The 17,749-nt window shown below is 68.3% G+C and carries 16 protein-coding genes; 3 read left to right on the forward strand and 13 right to left on the reverse strand.

Annotation, left to right across the window (positions count from 1 at the left end; genetic code table 11):
• Nucleotides 1-61: 61 nt before the first annotated feature.
• Nucleotides 62-520 carry a LysM peptidoglycan-binding domain-containing protein gene (locus tag ACZ5Z0_RS03660; RefSeq protein ID WP_464109928.1) on the reverse strand — a complete coding sequence of 153 codons (459 nt, stop codon included), beginning with the start codon at nucleotides 518-520 and terminating at the stop codon, nucleotides 62-64.
• A 383-nt stretch (nucleotides 521-903) separates the two neighbouring features.
• On the opposite strand from ACZ5Z0_RS03660, the gene lexA reads away from it, so the two are divergent.
• Entirely contained in the window at nucleotides 904-1,653 is a 750-nt protein-coding gene (gene lexA, locus ACZ5Z0_RS03665; RefSeq protein WP_464109929.1) for a transcriptional repressor LexA, read from the forward strand.
• An 81-nt stretch (nucleotides 1,654-1,734) separates the two neighbouring features.
• Here the strand turns inward: lexA and ACZ5Z0_RS03670 are convergent, their stop codons facing one another.
• Together ACZ5Z0_RS03670 and hflX are read right to left on the reverse strand one after the other, a co-directional pair.
• Nucleotides 1,735-3,843 carry an ATP-dependent DNA helicase gene (locus ACZ5Z0_RS03670; RefSeq protein ID WP_464109930.1) on the reverse strand — a complete coding sequence of 703 codons (2,109 nt, stop codon included), beginning with the start codon at nucleotides 3,841-3,843 and terminating at the stop codon, nucleotides 1,735-1,737.
• Entirely contained in the window at nucleotides 3,836-5,413 is a 1,578-nt protein-coding gene (hflX, locus tag ACZ5Z0_RS03675) for a GTPase HflX (RefSeq protein WP_464109931.1), read from the reverse strand. Before hflX ends, ACZ5Z0_RS03670 begins: the two co-directional genes overlap by 8 nt.
• A 511-nt stretch (nucleotides 5,414-5,924) precedes the next feature.
• On the opposite strand from hflX, the gene ACZ5Z0_RS03680 reads away from it, so the two are divergent.
• Nucleotides 5,925-6,539, forward strand: coding sequence for a class I SAM-dependent methyltransferase (locus ACZ5Z0_RS03680; RefSeq protein WP_464109932.1), 615 nt, complete (start codon nucleotides 5,925-5,927; stop codon nucleotides 6,537-6,539).
• On the opposite strand, the gene dapF is transcribed toward ACZ5Z0_RS03680, so the two are convergent.
• The 6 genes from dapF to ACZ5Z0_RS03710 all read right to left on the reverse strand — a co-directional run bounded on the left by dapF (nucleotide 6,520) and on the right by ACZ5Z0_RS03710 (nucleotide 12,174).
• Nucleotides 6,520-7,476 carry a diaminopimelate epimerase gene (dapF, locus tag ACZ5Z0_RS03685; protein WP_464109933.1) on the reverse strand — a complete coding sequence of 319 codons (957 nt, stop codon included), beginning with the start codon at nucleotides 7,474-7,476 and terminating at the stop codon, nucleotides 6,520-6,522. The two genes, ACZ5Z0_RS03680 and dapF, sit on opposite strands and share 20 nt — an antisense overlap.
• A gap of 52 nt (nucleotides 7,477-7,528) precedes the next feature.
• The gene (miaA, locus tag ACZ5Z0_RS03690; RefSeq protein ID WP_464109934.1) at nucleotides 7,529-8,431 is read right to left on the reverse strand and encodes a tRNA (adenosine(37)-N6)-dimethylallyltransferase MiaA; all 903 of its coding nucleotides are present in this window, start codon (nucleotides 8,429-8,431) and stop codon (nucleotides 7,529-7,531) included.
• A gap of 3 nt (nucleotides 8,432-8,434) precedes the next feature.
• Nucleotides 8,435-10,000, reverse strand: coding sequence for a tRNA (N6-isopentenyl adenosine(37)-C2)-methylthiotransferase MiaB (miaB, locus tag ACZ5Z0_RS03695; RefSeq protein WP_464109935.1), 1,566 nt, complete (start codon nucleotides 9,998-10,000; stop codon nucleotides 8,435-8,437).
• Between the two features lie 59 nt (nucleotides 10,001-10,059).
• Complete coding sequence (locus ACZ5Z0_RS03700; protein ID WP_464110703.1) at nucleotides 10,060-10,530, reverse strand: regulatory protein RecX; 471 nt, start codon at nucleotides 10,528-10,530, stop codon at nucleotides 10,060-10,062.
• Nucleotides 10,531-10,699: 169 nt separating this feature from the next.
• The gene (gene recA / locus ACZ5Z0_RS03705; protein WP_138769744.1) at nucleotides 10,700-11,749 is read right to left on the reverse strand and encodes a recombinase RecA; all 1,050 of its coding nucleotides are present in this window, start codon (nucleotides 11,747-11,749) and stop codon (nucleotides 10,700-10,702) included.
• Between the two features lie 203 nt (nucleotides 11,750-11,952).
• A complete protein-coding gene (locus ACZ5Z0_RS03710; protein WP_138769745.1) occupies nucleotides 11,953-12,174 on the reverse strand; it encodes a DUF3046 domain-containing protein in 222 nt (73 codons plus the stop codon).
• 41 nt (nucleotides 12,175-12,215) lie between these two features.
• Here ACZ5Z0_RS03710 and ACZ5Z0_RS03715 point away from each other — a divergent pair, with 41 nt between their 5' ends.
• The gene (locus ACZ5Z0_RS03715) at nucleotides 12,216-12,737 is read left to right on the forward strand and encodes a MarR family winged helix-turn-helix transcriptional regulator (protein ID WP_464109936.1); all 522 of its coding nucleotides are present in this window, start codon (nucleotides 12,216-12,218) and stop codon (nucleotides 12,735-12,737) included.
• 92 nt (nucleotides 12,738-12,829) lie between these two features.
• Here the strand turns inward: ACZ5Z0_RS03715 and ACZ5Z0_RS03720 are convergent, their stop codons facing one another.
• The 4 genes from ACZ5Z0_RS03720 to ACZ5Z0_RS03735 form a co-directional block, all read right to left on the reverse strand.
• The gene (locus ACZ5Z0_RS03720; RefSeq protein WP_138769747.1) at nucleotides 12,830-13,282 is read right to left on the reverse strand and encodes a helix-turn-helix domain-containing protein; all 453 of its coding nucleotides are present in this window, start codon (nucleotides 13,280-13,282) and stop codon (nucleotides 12,830-12,832) included.
• A 138-nt stretch (nucleotides 13,283-13,420) separates the two neighbouring features.
• Nucleotides 13,421-13,951: a CinA family protein gene (locus tag ACZ5Z0_RS03725; RefSeq protein ID WP_464109937.1), complete on the reverse strand. Its 531-nt coding sequence runs from the start codon at nucleotides 13,949-13,951 to the stop codon at nucleotides 13,421-13,423.
• On the reverse strand, nucleotides 13,948-14,520 hold the full coding sequence (locus ACZ5Z0_RS03730; RefSeq protein ID WP_395858434.1) for a CDP-alcohol phosphatidyltransferase family protein: 573 nt from the start codon (nucleotides 14,518-14,520) through the stop codon (nucleotides 13,948-13,950). The genes ACZ5Z0_RS03725 and ACZ5Z0_RS03730 overlap by 4 nt, the downstream gene beginning before the upstream one ends.
• A gap of 91 nt (nucleotides 14,521-14,611) precedes the next feature.
• On the reverse strand, nucleotides 14,612-17,557 hold the full coding sequence (locus ACZ5Z0_RS03735) for an FtsK/SpoIIIE family DNA translocase (protein ID WP_464109938.1): 2,946 nt from the start codon (nucleotides 17,555-17,557) through the stop codon (nucleotides 14,612-14,614).
• Between the last annotated feature and the right edge of the window lie 192 nt (nucleotides 17,558-17,749).

Consider the following 17,749-nt stretch of genomic DNA (forward strand, 5'->3'; position numbering starts at 1 on the left):
GTTTAAGTGAGACCACGCCCGGCCCCGAAACTGTGACCCCCAGAGGGCGGCCGGGGCCGTATTACTTGGAGGGCACGTAGAGCTGCTGGCCGGGGATAACGCGGGCGGCATCGAGGTTGTTGAGCTGCACAATGTCGGCGACCACGTCGCGGGGGTCGCGCTGCGGTGCCACGGCGCCGGCGATGGCCCACAGCGACTCCCCCGGCTGGACCGTCACGGTGACCGTAGGGGTGAGCGAGAGCTCCGCGGTCGAGTCGGCGGCTTTGGCCGGCGCGTTCAGGAAACCGGCGAGCGAAAGGACGAGCGCAGCCAGCAGAATCAACGGCAGGCCGAAGAAGACGAAGCGGCCCCGGCGGGTCAGCCGCAGCGGCGCCTGCCTGGGCGCGGCGGCAGGCACAGCCCGCTGCCCGCGGCCCGCTTCCTGCCCGTCGAAGATGCCGTGCGGGCCGAAAGCCTCGAACCGTGACGCCTGCACGGGAACGGAAACCAGTGAACCGGAAATAGCGCTTACTGCTGACATGAACTGAGCCCTCCTGGACTTATCTGTGCCGCCCGGCGTACTCCACGTACTCGCCGCCAATCGGCCGAACCATCTAAAGCAAACCTGGACCGCAAATCTTGATCACTACGTTCGAACACAGAACCGAACCGCATGATCCCGCTCCTGCGACTCACTTCGAACACATATTCGAACTTTGTAGTTTCTGTTTTAGCACTTATGAACGAACATTGTCGAGACTCGCTAGAACAAATGTTTGAAAAAGCGTGTCTGCTGGCCTACTTTTGAACCAGCAGAACCACTTGTGGTGATCAACAGCAGTTGATCAGCGGGGTCTGACATTTTCAGACCAGTTGGTCCCGGCAGCCCACGGCGGCCGGGCGGATCGGAAAGGCGTGGCGAACATGGCAGCACAAGCCGCCGGCGGGAGGGCCGCCCAGCGGAGCCCCCAGACCGGCCGGGCGCCGAAGGGCCTCACCGTCCGGCAAAAGAAGATCCTGGAGACCATCCAGCGGTCCGTGACGGACAACGGCTACCCGCCTTCGATGCGCGAGATCGGCGACACCGTCGGCCTCGCCAGCCTCTCCAGCGTCACCCATCAGCTCTCGCAGCTGGAAAAGCTCGGTTACCTGCGGAGGGATCCCAAAAGGCCCCGCGCCATGGAAGTCCTTTTGCCTCTGACGCTCGACGAGGGCGCTACCAAGGTCTCCGGGGTGGCGAAGTCCACCGGCCTGCGGGCCGTCGGCGGCGTTGCGGTCTCGGAACTCGCCAGCGCCACCGACACCGCAATGGTGCCCTTCGTGGGCCGGATCGCCGCCGGAGGCCCGATCCTGGCCGACCAGGTGGTGGAGGACGTGATGCCGCTGCCGCGCCAACTGGTGGGCCACGGCGAATTGTTCATGCTCCGGGTCGCCGGCGACTCGATGATCGACGCCGCCATCTGCGACGGCGACTGGGTGGTCGTCCGGCGCCAGAACGACGCCGTCAACGGCGACATTGTCGCTGCCCTGCTCGACGACGAGGCAACGGTCAAGACGTTCCGCCAGCGCGACGGCCACACCTGGCTGCTCCCGCAGAACACCCAGTACGAACCGATCCTCGGCGACCATGCCGTCATCATGGGCAAAGTCGTCTCGGTGCTTCGCTCCCTCTAGCGCCGCCGGCAGGCTGCGCCCGGCACAGAGAGGCCCCGTCCGAGTTTTCCGGACGGGGCCTTCGTCGTTGGGTGACCGGGGCTAGGTGGCCGTCTCCTTTGCCGGGGCTTCCTTGGCCAGGCGTGCGAGGGCGGCCAGGGCCACCGCCGGGTCGGTGGTGGGCCAGAACGGCGGCAGCGCGGCGCGCAGGAACCCGCCGTAGCGCTCGGTGGACAGCCGGGAATCCAGGACAGCCACCACGCCCTTGTCCGACGTCGAGCGGATCAGCCGGCCGGCGCCCTGGGCGAGCCGGATGGCCGCGTGGGTTGCAGATACACTCATGAAGCCGTTACCGCCGGCTTGGGCCACGGCCCGGGAGCGGGCGGTCATCAGCGGGTCATCCGGCCGCGGGAACGGGATCCTGTCGATGACCACCAGCCGGCAGGAGTTTCCGGGCACATCGACGCCCTGCCAGAGCGACATGGTGCCAAAGAGGCAAGTGTCAGGCTCGTCGGCGAACTGCTTTACGAGTGCCGTCATGGTCGACTCGCCCTGGCAAAGGATATTGAGGCCCAGCCGTGGCCGCATGGCCTCGGCTGCTTCTTCAGCGGCACGCCGGGAGGAGAAGAGGCACAGCGCGCCGCCGCCGGAGGCCCGGATCAGTTTTTCGAGCTCGTCGAGGGCTTCGGGGGACGTCCCGCGGCCCGGCTTGGGCAGGTGCTTGGCGACGTAGAGGATGCCCTGCTTCGGATATTCGAAGGGGGATCCGACGTCGACGCCGGTCCAGCTCGGTGCGCCGGGACCGACCAGGCCCAGGCCTCCGGCCGCCGGTTCGAAGGCCGAGCCGATGGCGAGGGTTGCCGAGGTCAGCACGACGGTGTGGTCGGCGAACAATCCCTCGCGCAGCCGCCCGGCGACGCTGAGCGGGGCGATGTTGATCAGCGCCGGCGCGGAGTCATCAGGCTGCGAATAGCCCTGTTGCGGGTCGAAGCTGCTGTTGCGGGAGAACCAGACCACCTCGCGGTTCTCCTTGGCCGCCAGGAGCCGTTCGCAGAGTTCCAGGATCACCATCAGGCGGGAGCGGGCGAGCTGCCGCCCGCCGTCGGCGGTGTTGGCGCTGTCCCCCTTGGAGTCCGAAAGCGCGGCGCGGCAGGCGTCACGCAACTGGTCCACGCAATCGAGTTGTTCGCTGTTCAGACCGTTCGGCATCAGCCCGCTGGGCACGCCCTCAATGGCGAGTTCGAGGTTGGACGCGGCATTATTCAGCGCGTCCACGGTGATTCCGGCGTGCTTGCGGGCGCCCGACGCGGCAGCGTGCACCATGGCGACGGACAGCTGTCCGGACACGGCGCCGGTCACCCGGTCCTGCAGTTCGTGGGCCTCGTCCACCACCACGACGTCGTACTCCGGCAACACCGCGAGGCCTTCGAAGGCGCTGACGGCCAGCATCGCGTGGTTGGTGACCACGACGTCGGCGTCGGCGGCGTTCTGCCGGGCCAGTTCGCTGAAGCATTCGGCGGCGAGCGGGCACTTCTGCGCGCCCAGGCACTCCATGGAGGTGACGGAGACCTGCCGCCAGGCGCGGTCGGTCACCCCGGGCATCAGTTCGTCGCGGTCCCCCGTCAGGGTGTCCTCGGCCCAGTCGCGGAGCCGGACCACTTCCTTGCCGAGCTGGGACGACGGTCCGCCCATCGCGGCCGCGAAGTGCGGCACGGAGGTGTCCTCGCCGAGGGAGAACAACTGGCCCTCGGACGGTTCCTCGGACGGGAAGCCGCCTTCGAGCTTGTGGCGGCACACATAGTTGGAGCGGCCCTTGACCAGGGCGACCTTCACCGGCCTGTCCAGGGCCGGGGTGATGGTCTTGAGCAGCCGGGGCAGGTCGCGGCCAACAATCTGGGTCTGCAGAGCCAGGGTGGCGGTGGAAACCAGGGTGGGCTTGTCGCTGACCAGCGAGTGGGCGATCAGCGGAATCAGGTAGGCCAGGGACTTGCCGGTGCCGGTGCCAGCCTGGACCAGCAGGTGGTCGCCGGTCTCTATCGCGCGGGCCACGTGTCGTGCCATTTCGTGCTGGCCGTCGCGGCTCTGGCCGCCCATGCCGGCGACCGCCCGGTCGAGCAGTTCAACCACGAACTGCTCGCCGGACGGGCTGCTGCCGGACGGGCGACTCTCGGACGGCGCGGCCTCCCCTTCGGCCACCGCTGGTTCAGTCATTGCTGACGAAGGAATCCAGTTCGGCGGCGAGCCCCTCGCGCACCATCACCACGGCACGGGTACCGGTCTCCTCGTGGTCGAGGCTGATGATCTCCGCGTCGGTGTCATGCAGCTTGCTGAGCAGGTCCCCACGGTTGTACGGGATCATCAGTTCCAGCTTCACGCTGGGCCGCGGGATGCCCTCGCTGATGGCCTTGAGCAGTTCCGGGATGCCTTCGCCGGTGCGGGCAGAGACCACAACATGGCGGGGCTCGCGCTGCTTGAGCCGCTCAATCACAAACGGGTCGGCGGCGTCGGCCTTGTTCAGGACGATGATTTCGGGCACCTTGCGCGCGTCGACTTCGCTGAACACCGCGCGGACGGCCGCGATCTGACCCTCCGGGTCGGGGTGGGAGACGTCGACGACGTGCAGGATCAGGTCCGAATCCGCGACCTCCTCCAGGGTGGAGCGGAAGGCCTCCACCAGCTGGGTGGGCAACGAGCGGACGAATCCGACGGTGTCGGCGAGGGTGTAGCCCAGCCCGTCCGAGGTTTCGGCCTTCCGGACGGTTGGATCCAGGGTGGCGAACAGCGCGTTCTCCACCAGGACGCCGGCGTCGGTCAGCCGGTTCAGCAGCGAGGACTTTCCGGCGTTGGTGTACCCGGCGATGGCCACCGACGGAACGGCATTGCGACGGCGGTTGGCCCGCTTCGTCTCCCGGGCCGGCTTCATCGCGGCAATTTCCCGCCGCAGCTTGGCCATCCGGGTGCGGATCCGGCGGCGGTCCAGCTCGATCTTGGTTTCACCGGGGCCGCGTGAACCCATGCCCGCTCCGGCGCCGCCCACCTGGCCACCGGCCTGGCGGGACATCGATTCACCCCAGCCGCGCAGGCGCGGAAGCAGGTATTCGAGCTGGGCCAGTTCCACCTGGGCCTTGCCTTCGCGGCTCTTGGCGTGCTGGGCGAAGATGTCCAGGATCAGGGCCGTGCGGTCGATGACCTTGACCTTGACGATGTCTTCGAGGCCACGGCGCTGGGAAGGGGCCAGTTCCGCGTCGACCACGACGGTGTCGGCGCCGGTGGACATCACGATGTCCTTGAGCTCCTGGGCCTTGCCGGAGCCGAGGAACGTGCCCGGGTCCGGCTTGGCGCGGCGCTGGACGAGCCCGTCGAGAACCTCGGAACCGGCGGTTTCGGCCAGGGCCGCGAGCTCGCGCAGGGAGTTTTCGGCGTCGGCGAGGGTGCCTTCGGTCCAGAGCCCTGCCAGCACGACGCGTTCGAGGCGCAGCTGGCGGTATTCGACTTCGGTGACGTCTTCGAGTTCCGTCGACAAGCCGGCGGTGCGGCGGAGCGCGTGGCGCTCCTCGAGGTCCTGCTGGTCGCCGTCGTAGCTGCCGTGTTCCTCGTCCAGCCGCGAGATTGCTTGCGCCTTGCCGAACACCGCCTTCGACTCGCCGGGGTGCCCGGTGCCGGGGCCGGCCTTGGGGGCGGGGGCGTCTTTGGAGAGGATCCGGTCGATGACAGCCTGAATTTCCGCAGGGGTCATGTCCTGGGAGGCTGAATCGGGTCCGGTGTTGGGCTGACTGGTCATGGTCTCCTTTGAAGGGTTTGCCCTTCCAGAATAGTGCTGTTCGGTGTCTTGTGGCGCGGTATTCGCGCTGGGCTGACGGCTGGGGGTCATGCGTGCCTCCTGGCGTGCCTGCGGCGGCGGTGCTGCAGGCTGGGGCGTTCTCCGAGTAGGAGCGCTGGGAAAAGGGAAAGGAACAGGCGTGGTGGCGCCGTGGGGAGGGAGAGACTGTCCGCCCGGCCGGGCTCGGGTGAGCACTGCCAAACTCCAAGGTTCGGGCGCCGTCGGTGGGTCCAGTTGAGGACGATCACGGGGGGCGCACAGAGCGGAAGGTGACTACCTGCGTCGCTGCGGGGACGGGACCTCGGCGAAGATGGGAGGCCCGTGCCGGCTACTTGAAGTTCAAGAACATGTCTTTAACGTTAGCAGACCATTCCCTCGCCCCGGACGGGCCGGGCCGCGGGTGACCGGCGTGTCTCCGGCGGGTCAGGGCCGGTTTCCCATACCGCCGGAGGGCCAACTAATCTGGCCAGTTATGGAGTCTGCACACTATTTCAGCGCCCAGCCGGCCGGGCCGTTCACCCGCAAGCCCTTGACCGTGGAGCTGGCCGGCGCGCAGCGGACATTGCAGACGTCCTCCGGAATTTTCAGCCCGGACGGCATCGACAAGGGAACCGCGGTCCTGCTCGCGGACGTCCCGGCCCCCGCGCCGCAGGGGAACCTGCTGGACATCGGGTGCGGCTGGGGTCCGATTGCGCTGACCATGGCCCTGAGGGCACCGCATGCCCGGGTCTTCGCGGTGGATGTGAACGAACGCTGTGTCACCCTGACGAATGAAAACGCCGCCCTGTTGGGGCTGGAAAACGTTACCGCCAGCGCCCCCGGGGATGTGGATCCGGAGCTGCGCTTCGACACCATCTGGTCCAACCCGCCCATCCGGATCGGCAAGGACGAACTCCACGCCCTGCTGCTCCTGTGGCTGCCGCGGCTGGCGCCGGGCGGTTCAGCGTGGCTGGTGGTGCAGAAGAACCTTGGTTCGGATTCGCTTCAGCGCTGGCTCGCTGCCGAGCTGGACAGCAGCTTCACCGTCACCCGCGAGAGCACCTCAAAGTCCTTCCGCATCCTGCGGGTCAGGAAAGCATCCCGCTAGCGACGATCACGGCGGGGCCGCTAAGTTCCACGTGCTCATGGCCGTCCGCGGCCATGAAGAACTTCACGCCGACGACGCCGCCGGGAACCTTAACGTTCCAGGCGTCCGGAGCGCCCGAGCCGGCCCAGTGCCGGATCGCGACGGCGGCGGCGCAGGCGCCGGTGCCGCAGGACAGGGTCTCCCCCACTCCCCTTTCGTGCACGCGCATGGTGATGGTCCCGACGCCGTCGTGGACGAGCGGTTCGGACGGGACAACGAATTCCACGTTGGTGCCGTGCGGCGGCGCGGGATCGACGCGGGGCGCCCTGAACAGTTCCGTCGAGTCGAGCTCGGCCAGCTCGGCCAGTGCGACGACGGTGTGCGGGTTGCCCATGCTCACGGACAGCGCGGGCCTGGCGACTTCCAGTCCGTCTGCGCTGACCAGTGAGTCCATGGCGCGGGCGGTGGCCTCGCCCGGGAAAATGAATTCCCAGGGTCCCATGTCCACGGCGTAGCCGGACGCGGTGCGCACCACGGTCTTGACGCCGCCGCGGGTTCCGATGGTCAGCGACTCCCCCGCCGGCAGGTCCACGAGGCCCTCATGGATGAGGAAGTGGACGAAGACTCGGACGCCGTTGCCGCACATTTCCGAGAGTGAGCCGTCACCGTTGCGGTAATCCATGAACCATTCCGCCGCGGGGTGCTGGTCGAGCAGCTCCCGTCCTTCCGGAAGCAACCGGGAGGGCACTGCGCGGATGAGGCCGTCCGCGCCGATGCCGCGGTGGCGGTCGCAGATGGCGGCAACCTGCTCCGGGATGACGGAAAGGGCGCCGTGCGGATCCGCAATCAGGACAAAGTCGTTGCCCGTTCCGTGCCCTTTCGAGAACTTCAGGCCGCCGAGTCCGGCGGTGTCTCCGGCGGCAGGGTGGTCAGCGGCCGCGGCAAGGGTTTCGTCCATGCTCCAAGGTTACCGGTCCGGCCGTGCCGGAACGGAAACGGCGGCGCCGGGCTCAGCGGCAGAGCGCCACGGACTTGGCCAGCAGCTCGGGGTCCTGCCAGTCCAGCCAATTGATTCGCGGGTCGGCGCGGAACCAGGTGAGCTGGCGGCGGGCGAACTGCCGAGTCGCGACGATGGTTTCCTCCGCGGCCTGCGCCACGTCCGACTCGCCGTCGACGACCTTGAGGAACTGCGCGTAGCCCAGGGCCCGGGAGGCGGTCTTGCCGCGGCGCAGGCCTTCGGCGTCCAGCCGCTGCACTTCCGCCAGGAGCCCCTGCGCCACCATGGTGTGGACGCGGGCGGCGAGGCGCCCGCGCAACTGGTCGCGGTCCACCTCAAGCCCGAGCTGCACGGCGGGCCGGAAGTACTCGCGGGAGGGCATAAGAGAGCTAAAGGCCCGCCCGGTGAGTTCGAAGACCTCCAGGGCACGGATCACCCGGCGCGCGTCACCCAGCCGGCCCGCGGAGATCGGATCCACTTGTTCCAGCCGGGCCCGCAGGGGGGCGAGACCGGCCGTGGCCTCCTCTTCCTCGAGGCGCCGCCGGATCGCCGGGTCGGTGCCCGGGAACTCGAGCACGTCGAGGGCGGCACGGACATACAGGCCGGAGCCGCCGGCGAGGACGGCCCGTTTGCCCCGGGCATGGATATCCGCGATCACGGCACGGGCGCGCTGCTGGAAGTCCGAGACGCTGGCCTCTTCGGTCACGTCGAGGATGTCGAGGAGGTGGTGCGGCACACCCCTGCGCTCAGCTTCGGTGATCTTCGCGGTTCCGATGTCCATACCGCGGTAGAACTGCATGGCGTCGGCGTTGACCACTTCCCCGTCGAGGGCAAGGGCCAGCGACACGGCGAGATCCGATTTTCCGGATCCTGTGGGTCCGACGACGGCGATGACCGGAGCTGTGGAAGTGTCCACGGACTAGCGGGCGCGCAGGGGCAGGCTTGGCATGCCCAGGGAAACGCCGGAGGTGCCACTGGACCTGCCGCCGGCTCCGGCTCTGGCTCCGCCGGGTGCCGGGGCGCCGCAGGAGTCGGCCTGGGACCTGTCCCAGGCGTCGCCGGCGCGGGAGCGGCGGAGGCTGTAGTCCTCTACCGACGCCGGGTCGGCGACGAGGTGGAACGCCGCGGCCTCGGTGATGGTCACGGTGACGAGGTCCCCGGGGCGGGGCGTTTCGGCGCCGGCCGGCACGGAGAAGTGCACGAGGCGCTGGTCCCGGGCGCGGCCGGAGAGCCGGTGGGTTTCCCCCGCCTTGCGGCCGGGCTGCGCGGTGACCATCACCTCGACTCGGCGGCCGAGCTGGCGGGCGTTCTCCTCGGCGGCGATCCGGTCCTGCAGAGCGGTGAGCCGTTCGAAGCGTTCCTGCACCACGGCCTTGGGCAGCTGGTCCGGGAGCTCAGCGGCGGGGGTGCCGGGCCGCTTGGAGTACTGGAAGGTGAAGGCGGTGGCGAAGCGGGACTTTTCCACGACGTCGAGCGTGGCTTGGAAGTCTTCCTCGGTTTCGCCGGGGAATCCGACGATGATGTCGGTGGAGATCGCCGCGTGCGGGATCTTCTCCCGGACTTTGTCGAGGATGCCAAGGAACTTGGTGGACCGGTAGGACCGCTTCATCTCGCGGAGCACCTTGTCCGAGCCGGACTGGAGCGGCATGTGCAGCTGCGGCATGACGTTGGGAGTTTCGGCCATGGCGTCGATGACGTCGTCGGTGAAGGCCGCCGGGTGCGGGCTGGTGAACCGGACGCGTTCCAGGCCGGGGATCTCGCCGCAGGCGCGCAGCAGCTTGGAGAACGCCTGCCGGTCGCCGAACTCGACGCCGTAGGAGTTCACGTTCTGGCCCAGCAGGGTGACCTCGATGGCGCCGTCGTCGACGAGGGCCTGGATCTCGGCAAGGATGTCGCCGGGCCGGCGGTCCTTTTCCTTGCCCCGCAGCGCCGGAACGATGCAGAAGGTGCAGGTGTTGTTGCAGCCGACCGAAATGGAGACCCAGCCCGCATAGACCGAGTCGCGTTTGGTGGGCAGCGTGGAGGGGAAGACGTCGAGCGATTCGAGGATTTCCAGCTGCGCCTCGTTGTTGTGGCGTGCCCGTTCCAGCAAGGCCGGCAGGGCCCCGACGTTGTGGGTCCCGAAGACCGCGTCGACCCAGGGCGCCTTCTGAAGGATCGTCTCGCGGTCCTTCTGCGCGAGGCAGCCGCCGACGGCGATCTGCATTCCCGGGTTGGCTTCCTTGACCGGGCGGAGAATGCCGAGGTTGCCGTAGAGCTTGTTGTCGGCGTTTTCCCGCACCGCGCAGGTGTTGAAGACAACGACGTCGGCCAGCTCGCCGTCGGAGCGCACGTAGCCGGCGGCCTCGAGCATGCCGGCCATCCGCTCGGAATCGTGGACGTTCATCTGGCAGCCGAAGGTCCGCACCTGGTAGCTGCGGGCCGGGGCCGTCTCATCCGGGAAAGGGTTTCCGCCGGGGGCTGGGGTAGGAATGGTCAGACTCACCTGTTAAGGGTACCGGGTCGCTGCGGCCGCTTTCGCGGGCCATGCTGCCGCTGGCGCCCTCAGGCCTCGCCGTCCCGTTCTTCGAGGGACGCGTCGACGGCCGCACCGACGATTCGGAAGGCCTGGGAGGGCTGGTAGCCCTTGCGTGCGAGCATCGAGGCCAGCCGGCGGACGGCCTTGTCCCGCTCCGCGCGGTCTTCCAGGCCCCGGGCGTTGCGCAGCTTGCGCTCCACGAGTTCCCGGGCCGCGGCTTCCTCGTCCTCATCGCTGAGCTGCTCGAGTGCGCCGGCGGCAGTCTCCTGGTCGATGCCCTTCTCAGCCAGCTCGCGGCGGAGCGCACCCTTGGCAAGCTTGCGCGTCTGGGCCCTGCTGCGGACCCACATGTCGGCAAACTCGGCGTCGTCGATCAGGCGGACCTCTTCGAAACGGTCAAGGACAGCCTCGGCGACGTCTTCGGGGATGTTGCGCTCGGCCAGCTTGCGGGAGAGCTGCAGCCGGCTCTTGGGCGAGTTGGTCAGCTGCCGCAGCACGACGGCTCGGGCGACAGCGGCGGGATCCGCGTCGGCATCCTGCTCCGGTGCCGGCGGAGCCGCCGGGGCGAACGGGCCGGGGTCGCCGGGGCCGTCAACGACGCCGGGGCCAGGATTCCGGGAAGGGAATCCTGACCCCTTGCGGCGTCGCGCGGCGGAGGCCCGGCTGTTAGAAGCCGTCAACGGCCTTCAGCTTCGGTGATTCCTCCGGGTCCGCGGCCTTGACCCCGACGCCGAGCTTTTCCTTGATCAGGCGCTCGAGTTCGGCAGCGAGCTCCGGGTTGTCGCGCAGGAAGCGGCGGGAGTTCTCCATGCCCTGGCCCAGCTGGTCGCCGTCGTAGGTGAACCACGAGCCGGACTTCTTGATCAGGCCGTGCTCGACACCCATGTCGATGATGCCGCCCTCGCGGGAGATGCCCTGGCCGTAGATGATGTCGAATTCGGCGATCTTGAAGGGCGGAGCCATCTTGTTCTTGACGATCTTGGCCTTGGTGCGGTTGCCGACGGAGTCCGCGCCCTCCTTGAGGGTCTGGATACGGCGGACGTCGATGCGGATCGAGGCGTAGAACTTCAGCGCCTTACCACCGGTGGTGGTTTCCGGCGAGCCGAAGAAGACACCGATCTTCTCGCGGAGCTGGTTGATGAAGATCGCGGTGGTCTTGGTCTGGCTCAGCCGGCCGGTGATCTTACGCAGCGCCTGGCTCATCAGCCGTGCCTGCAGGCCGACGTGGCTGTCGCCCATGTCGCCTTCGATTTCGGCGCGGGGCACCAGGGCCGCCACGGAGTCGATGACGATGACGTCCAGCGAGCCGGAGCCGATCAGCATGTCCATGATTTCAAGCGCCTGCTCACCGGTGTCCGGCTGGGAGACGAGGAGCGCGTCGGTGTCGACGCCGAGCTTGGCGGCGTATTCCGGGTCAAGCGCGTGTTCGGCGTCGATGAAGGCGGCGATGCCGCCCTGGCGCTGCGCGTTGGCCACGGCGTGCAGGGCAACTGTGGTCTTACCGGAGGATTCGGGGCCGTAGATCTCGACGACGCGGCCGCGGGGCAGGCCGCCAATTCCGAGGGCTACGTCCAGCGCGATGGAGCCGGTTGGGATGACCTCGATGGGCGCGCGGACTTCATCGCCCAGGCGCATGACGGAGCCTTTGCCGAACTGCTTGTCAATCTGGGCAAGCGCTGCGTCGAGCGCCTTCTGGCGATCCGGGGCTGCGGCCATGATTCACACCTCTAATACTTTCTCGCTGGAGAGTGGCCGTCGTGGCCGTTGCTATGTCATCACTGACGCTAGTGGCAGCCACTGACAAAGTTGCTGCCGTCGTCGCGTATGTGGAAAACGCTCTGAAAAAAGCATAGCCGGACCCGAACAGATATTCGAACAATCCTGCGGCGTGTCAGGCGGGAACCCGGGCGGGTCCGGACCTAGCCGCGCGGCTTGACGTCGCGGCCGAGCCGCCGCTCGGCAGGGACGTCCTGGACGTCGCAGAGCGCCAGCCAGACCTGCCGGGGCGGCACCCCGTCGCTGAGGGCCTGGTCCGCGGTGCGCCCACCGACGCCGGCGAGCACTAGGGAGCTGCTCAGGACACGGGAATATCCAGCCCCGAACTCGTCGTCCATCAGCCGCCAGAAGTCACTCAATCTCACCGGTCAAGTCTCTCACGGGCGCGGACCCTAGAATGGTTGCTATGAGCACCCCACGCGACGCCGCCCCGGACCCGGCGCGAATTTCCGGGACCGGCGAGGCCTCCCCCGAGGAGGCCCTGGCTGCCGTCGAACACCAGTTGAGCCTGCTCTGGCGGCGTGCCCGTTCCATGTCGCAGCAGCTCTCCCGGCAGGTCCACCCCGAGATGGAGCCCGCCGCCTACGGCCTGCTGTCCGTGCTGCGCACCAAGGGTCCGATCCGGCTGACCGAGCTGGCGTCCTGCATCGGCGTCGGCAAGCCTTCGGTGAGCCGCCAGGTCGCGTTCCTTGAAGGCCTCGGGCTGGTCTCGAAGCAGGCCGATCCGCTGGACGGCCGGGCCCAGGCCATCAGCCTGACGACCAAGGGCGAGGAGAAGATGCACCTGGTCCAGGATGCCCGCCGCGAGGTCTTCCGCGAGCGGCTGGCGGAGTGGCCCGCCGGGGAACTTGAAGCCTTTGCCGCCTACATGGCGAAGCTGAACGCCACGTACGAGCGCGACGGCTTCCCTCGGGACGAAGCCCTCTAAACAGCTCCGGCCCTTCGACAAACCGGCCACAACACGGAAAAGGTCCCCGGCACACCGCCGGGGACCTTCCCTTTGAAGGTAATGGACTGGGGCTAGCGCGCCCCGGAGAGCAGGCCGGTGGCCAGCTCGTCGTTCAGCTCGGTGTTGAGCTCACGGTCGAGGTCACGGCCATAGCGCTGCGCGAATTCCTGGGGCACGGTGTCCGGTACAGCGACACCCTCGGCCACGGCAACGCGGTCGCTGACTTCGCGGAGCATGCTGGACAACGGGACGTCGAGGGCCGAGCAGATCGAGGAGAGCAGCTCCGAGGAGGCTTCCTTCTGGCCGCGTTCCACTTCACTCAGGTAGCCCAGGGATACACGGGCACTGTGCGAGACTTCGCGGAGGGTACGGCCTTGGCGTTGGCGGACATCGCGCAGGACATCACCGATTTCGTGACGAAGTACAACCATCTTGCGCTCCTTCTGTTCGCTCTTAGCCTGATCGGCGAGGCCCACATCCTTCCAGCGGACAACGCCGTTTACGGATACGGGCTGCTTTACCATCTGTATCGCCTTGCTCCCTCGTATGTTTGGTTCGCTGTTGAGGGCGAACATTGTAATGACTTCATCCTAGGCGCCACCCTTATTCCGGGGCGACACAATGTAACAACTATTCGGAATCAACTTTTGTTCCCGGCAACTTTACCCGCGGTAGCTTGCCGCGGACAGGGCTTCGAGCAGGCGTTCCAGGGCGGCGCCACACGCCAGCGCCCGGATCTCCTGGCGGGATCCCTCGAAGCGGTACGCGAACGACGTCGCGCCCTCAGCGGTGGCGAGGCCGATGTAGACGGTGCCCACGTCCTTGCCGTCGTGCGGCTCCGGGCCGGCCACGCCGGTGGTGGCGATCCCGACGTCGGCTCCGCACGCGGCGCGCGCGCCGGCGGCCATCGCGGCGGCGACCTGACCGTCCACCGAGCCGGCCGCGTCGAGGATGTCGCGGGACACCCCGAGGACGTCTGCCTTGACCGAGTTCGCGTAGGCAACGACGCCGCCTTGCAGCATCGCCGACGCACCGGGCGTGTCGGCCAGCACTGCGGCCACCATACCGGCGGTGAGGGACTCCGCCGTGGCCACCGTCAGTCCGTGCTCAATGGCGGTGGCCACGGCCTGTTCGGCGAGGCGGTGGAGATTGGGGTGGAGCCCCGGGTGGGGGCTGGGCTGCTGAGTACTCATGGCGTTCCCTCCTGGACCTGCTGCTTGCGGGCCCGGATGCCGCTGGCACGCAGCTTGAGGGCCTCGATGACATATTCGCCACCGGTCCAGACCGTGATCGCCAGGGCCGCCATCATGACCGCGAAGGCCACGAATCCCAGCCAGGGCGCGATTGCGGCGAGCGGCATGACGTAGAGGAAGATCGCGGCGGTCTGGACCACGGTCTTGAGCTTCCCGCCGCGGGAGGCGGGGATGACGCCGTAGCGGATGACGAAGAAGCGCAGCGCCGTGACGCCCCACTCGCGGACCAGGATCAGGACCGTGACCCACCACGGCAGCTCGCCGAGCAGGGAGAGCATCACCAGGGCCGAGCCGATCAGCAGCTTGTCCGCGATCGGGTCGGCGATCTTTCCAAAGTCGGTGACGAGGCCGCGGCTGCGGGCGATGTCGCCGTCGAGCTTGTCGGTGTAGATCGCCACCGCGAAGGCGACGACGGCGGCCCAGCGCCACGGTCCGTTCTGTGCAGTCAGGCCCGGAGCGTCGGCGACGAGGAACCAGACGAAAAAGGGTACCAGCGCGATTCGCAGCATCGTGAGGATGTTGGGCAGGTTCCAGATCCGCGGGGCGGACCCGGCGTTGGTTTCGGCGCTAGTCACCTTCCTAGGCTACCGTCTTCGCCGGTTACCGTCCGGTGAGCGACCAGGCATCCTCGGAGCCGTCCTGGTCATCGGAGCCGCCGTCAGCGCCGTCGTGATAATCGATCGACTGGGTACGGTTGTCCAGGTCCGCGGCGACCAGGTCCTCCGCATAGCCGCCCTGGGCGATGTTGGCGTTGGCGTTCTCGCTCAGCGCAGCCGTCTGGGAATCCGCGGCGACCGGTCCGTCCTGGCCCTTCATGGCGGCCAGGACCGCTGCCAGGTCGTCCGGCTTGACGAGGACGTCGCGGGCCTTGGAGCCCTCGGAGGGTCCCACCACTCCCCTGGACTCCAGCAGGTCCATCAGGCGGCCGGCCTTGGCGAAGCCGACGCGCAGCTTGCGCTGCAGCATCGACGTCGAACCGAACTGTGTGGTGACCACCAGCTCGGTGGCCTGCAGCAGCACCTCGAGGTCGTCCCCGATGTCGTCGTCGATCTGCTTCTGCTGCGCCTCGGGCGCGACGTCGTCGCGGTAGACGGCCTTGAGCTGGCCCTTGACGTGCTCGACCACCTTGTGGATTTCGGACTCGGTGACCCAGGCGCCCTGCACGCGCATCGCCTTGGAGGCGCCCATCGGCAGGAAGAGCGCGTCGCCCTGGCCGATCAGCTTCTCGGCGCCCGGCTGGTCCAGGACCACGCGCGAGTCCGTTACGGAGGACGTCGCGAACGCCATACGGGACGGCACGTTGGCCTTGATCAGGCCGGTCACCACGTCCACGGAGGGCCGCTGCGTGGCGAGCACCAGGTGGATACCGGCGGCGCGGGCAAGCTGGGTAATGCGGACGATGGAGTCTTCGACGTCGCGCGGGGCCACCATCATCAGGTCCGCGAGTTCGTCCACGATCACCAGCAGGTACGGGTACGGCCGGATGACGCGCTTGGAGCCCTCCGGCGGGTGGACCTTTCCGGCCCGGACCGCCTTGTTGAAGTCGTCGATGTGCTTGAAACCGTAGTTCGCGAGGTCGTCGTAGCGGGCGTCCATTTCGCGGACCACCCATTGGAGGGCCTCGGCGGCCTTCTTGGGGTTGGTGATGATCGGGGTAATGAGGTGCGGGACACCCTCGTAGGCGGTCAGCTCCACCCGTTTGGGGTCCACCATGACCATGCGGACCTCGTCCGGCGTGGCGCGCATCAGGATCGAGGTGATCATCGAGTTCACGAACGAGGACTTGCCGGCACCGGTGGCGCCGGCCACGAGCAGGTGCGGCATCTTGGCGAGGTTGGCCACGACGTAGCCGCCCTCCACGTCCTTGCCGACGCCCATGACCATGGGGTGGTCGGTGCGGCGGGCGTTCTGGCTGCGGAGGACGTCGCCGAGCGAGACTGTCTCGCGGTCAGTGTTGGGGATCTCGATGCCGATGGCGGACTTGCCCGGGATGGGGCTGAGGATTCGCACGTCGGAGCTCGCCACGGCGTAGGAGATGTTCTTGGACAGGGCGGTGACGCGTTCCACCTTGGTGCCCGGGGAGAGTTCGATCTCGTACCGGGTGACGGTGGGGCCGCGGCTGAAGCCGGTGACCTGCGCGTCCACGTTGAACTGGTTCAGCGTCTCGGTCAGGGAGGCGACGATCGCGTCGTTGGCCTCGGTGCGTTCCTTGGGGATGGAGCCGGGCGTGAGCATGTCCGACGCCGGCAGGGTGTAGGTGACGTCGCCGGCGAGCGAGAGCTGTTCGGTGCGCTGCGGGATCGGGGTCGGCAGCGGGGCGGGAGCGACGGGGTTCGCCGGCACCTTCGGAGCGGCTGCGCCGGCGTTTGCAGAAGGGTTCAGGGAGCCGGCGGCAATCATGCCCGGGGTGACCAGGGGAATCGCCTCGGTGGCGTCCCCCACGGCGCCGGCAGCGCTGGCTGCCGCGCTGCCGAGCCCCTGGGCCGCCTTGATCTTCTCGACGGCGATCTCGGCCTGGGTGGGCCGCCGCACGCCCGGCGCCACGGCCTTGGCGCCCTTGCCGGGTCCCTTGGCGCCGCTGCCGCCGCCCTTCGCGTCGCCGGGCTCGTCGCCGTCGACGACGGCGTGTTCGAAGGCTTCGTCGCCGACGTAGCCTTCCAGCCGGGCGTCGGCGTCGTCGTCCTTGCCGAAGAGGCGCCTGCGCTTCTTTTTGGGCGCGGGGGCGTCGTTTTCGTACAGGTAGCTGCGGTCGTGGCCGCCCTGGTCTTCGTCGTACTCCTGCAGGTCGATGCCCATCAGGTGCTCGTAGGCGCCGCGGATGCGGGACGGGATGGCCCCGAACGGGGTGGCCGTAACGATCAGAAGCGAAGTGAAGGCCAGAAGGGCGTAGAGGGCAAGCGGCACCGCGGCGTGGATGGTGGCCAGCGGTGCGGCGGCGAGGTAGCCGAGCATGCCGCCGGCCCGGCGCAGGCCGTCAAAGCCGTCGGCGACGGTCGGCTGGCCGCCGATGACGTGCGCCAGGCCGCAGCCTGCGACGGTCATGATGAGGAAGCCGATGCCGATCCGGTTGTTGCCGCGGCCGTCGATCGGCTGGCGGAAGAGCCGGAAGGCGCAGACGAAGAGCATCAGCGGCAGCAGCAGGGACATCCAGCCGAAGGTGCCGTTGACGATCCCGAAGACCGCGTCGGGGAACCAGCCCTTGAAGCCCCACCAGGCGAAGGTGGCAATGAACGCGCCGAGGGCGAGGTTGAACAGCGCGGCGCCGTCGCGGCGGTCCGCGGGGTCGAGGTCGCTGACGTCATGGCCGATCCGGCGGACGCCGGCGCCCACCACGTGGCCAATCCCCAGCCAGGCCCCGGCCACCACCCGCACCAGCCAGGGCTGCCGCGGTTCGACGGCGGCCATCTGCCGGGTGCGCGCGGTCCCCTGCGTGCGGCTGGTCTTGGACGCAGCTGCGCCGGAGCTCCGGCCGGAAGAACTGCCGGTGTTGCCCTTTGAGCTGCCGCTTGAGTTGCCTCTAGGCGCGGAGGAGGTGCGTGTCGCCATACCCGCAACGGTACCGGACACCGGGCGGAAAACCGCGGATTTCCGGGGCGGGCGGGGATCATGTTGAACCCCCGGCCCGGGCGGATCCCGGCCGCGGGGCCGGGGCCTACAACGGAAACGGCCTCCCCCGTCGGCTCCGCGGAAGGCGGGGCCGGCGGGGAAGGCCGGTTCGGGCGGTGAATCTTGCCCGGG

The organism is Arthrobacter sp. T2-23 (genome assembly GCF_055398325.1).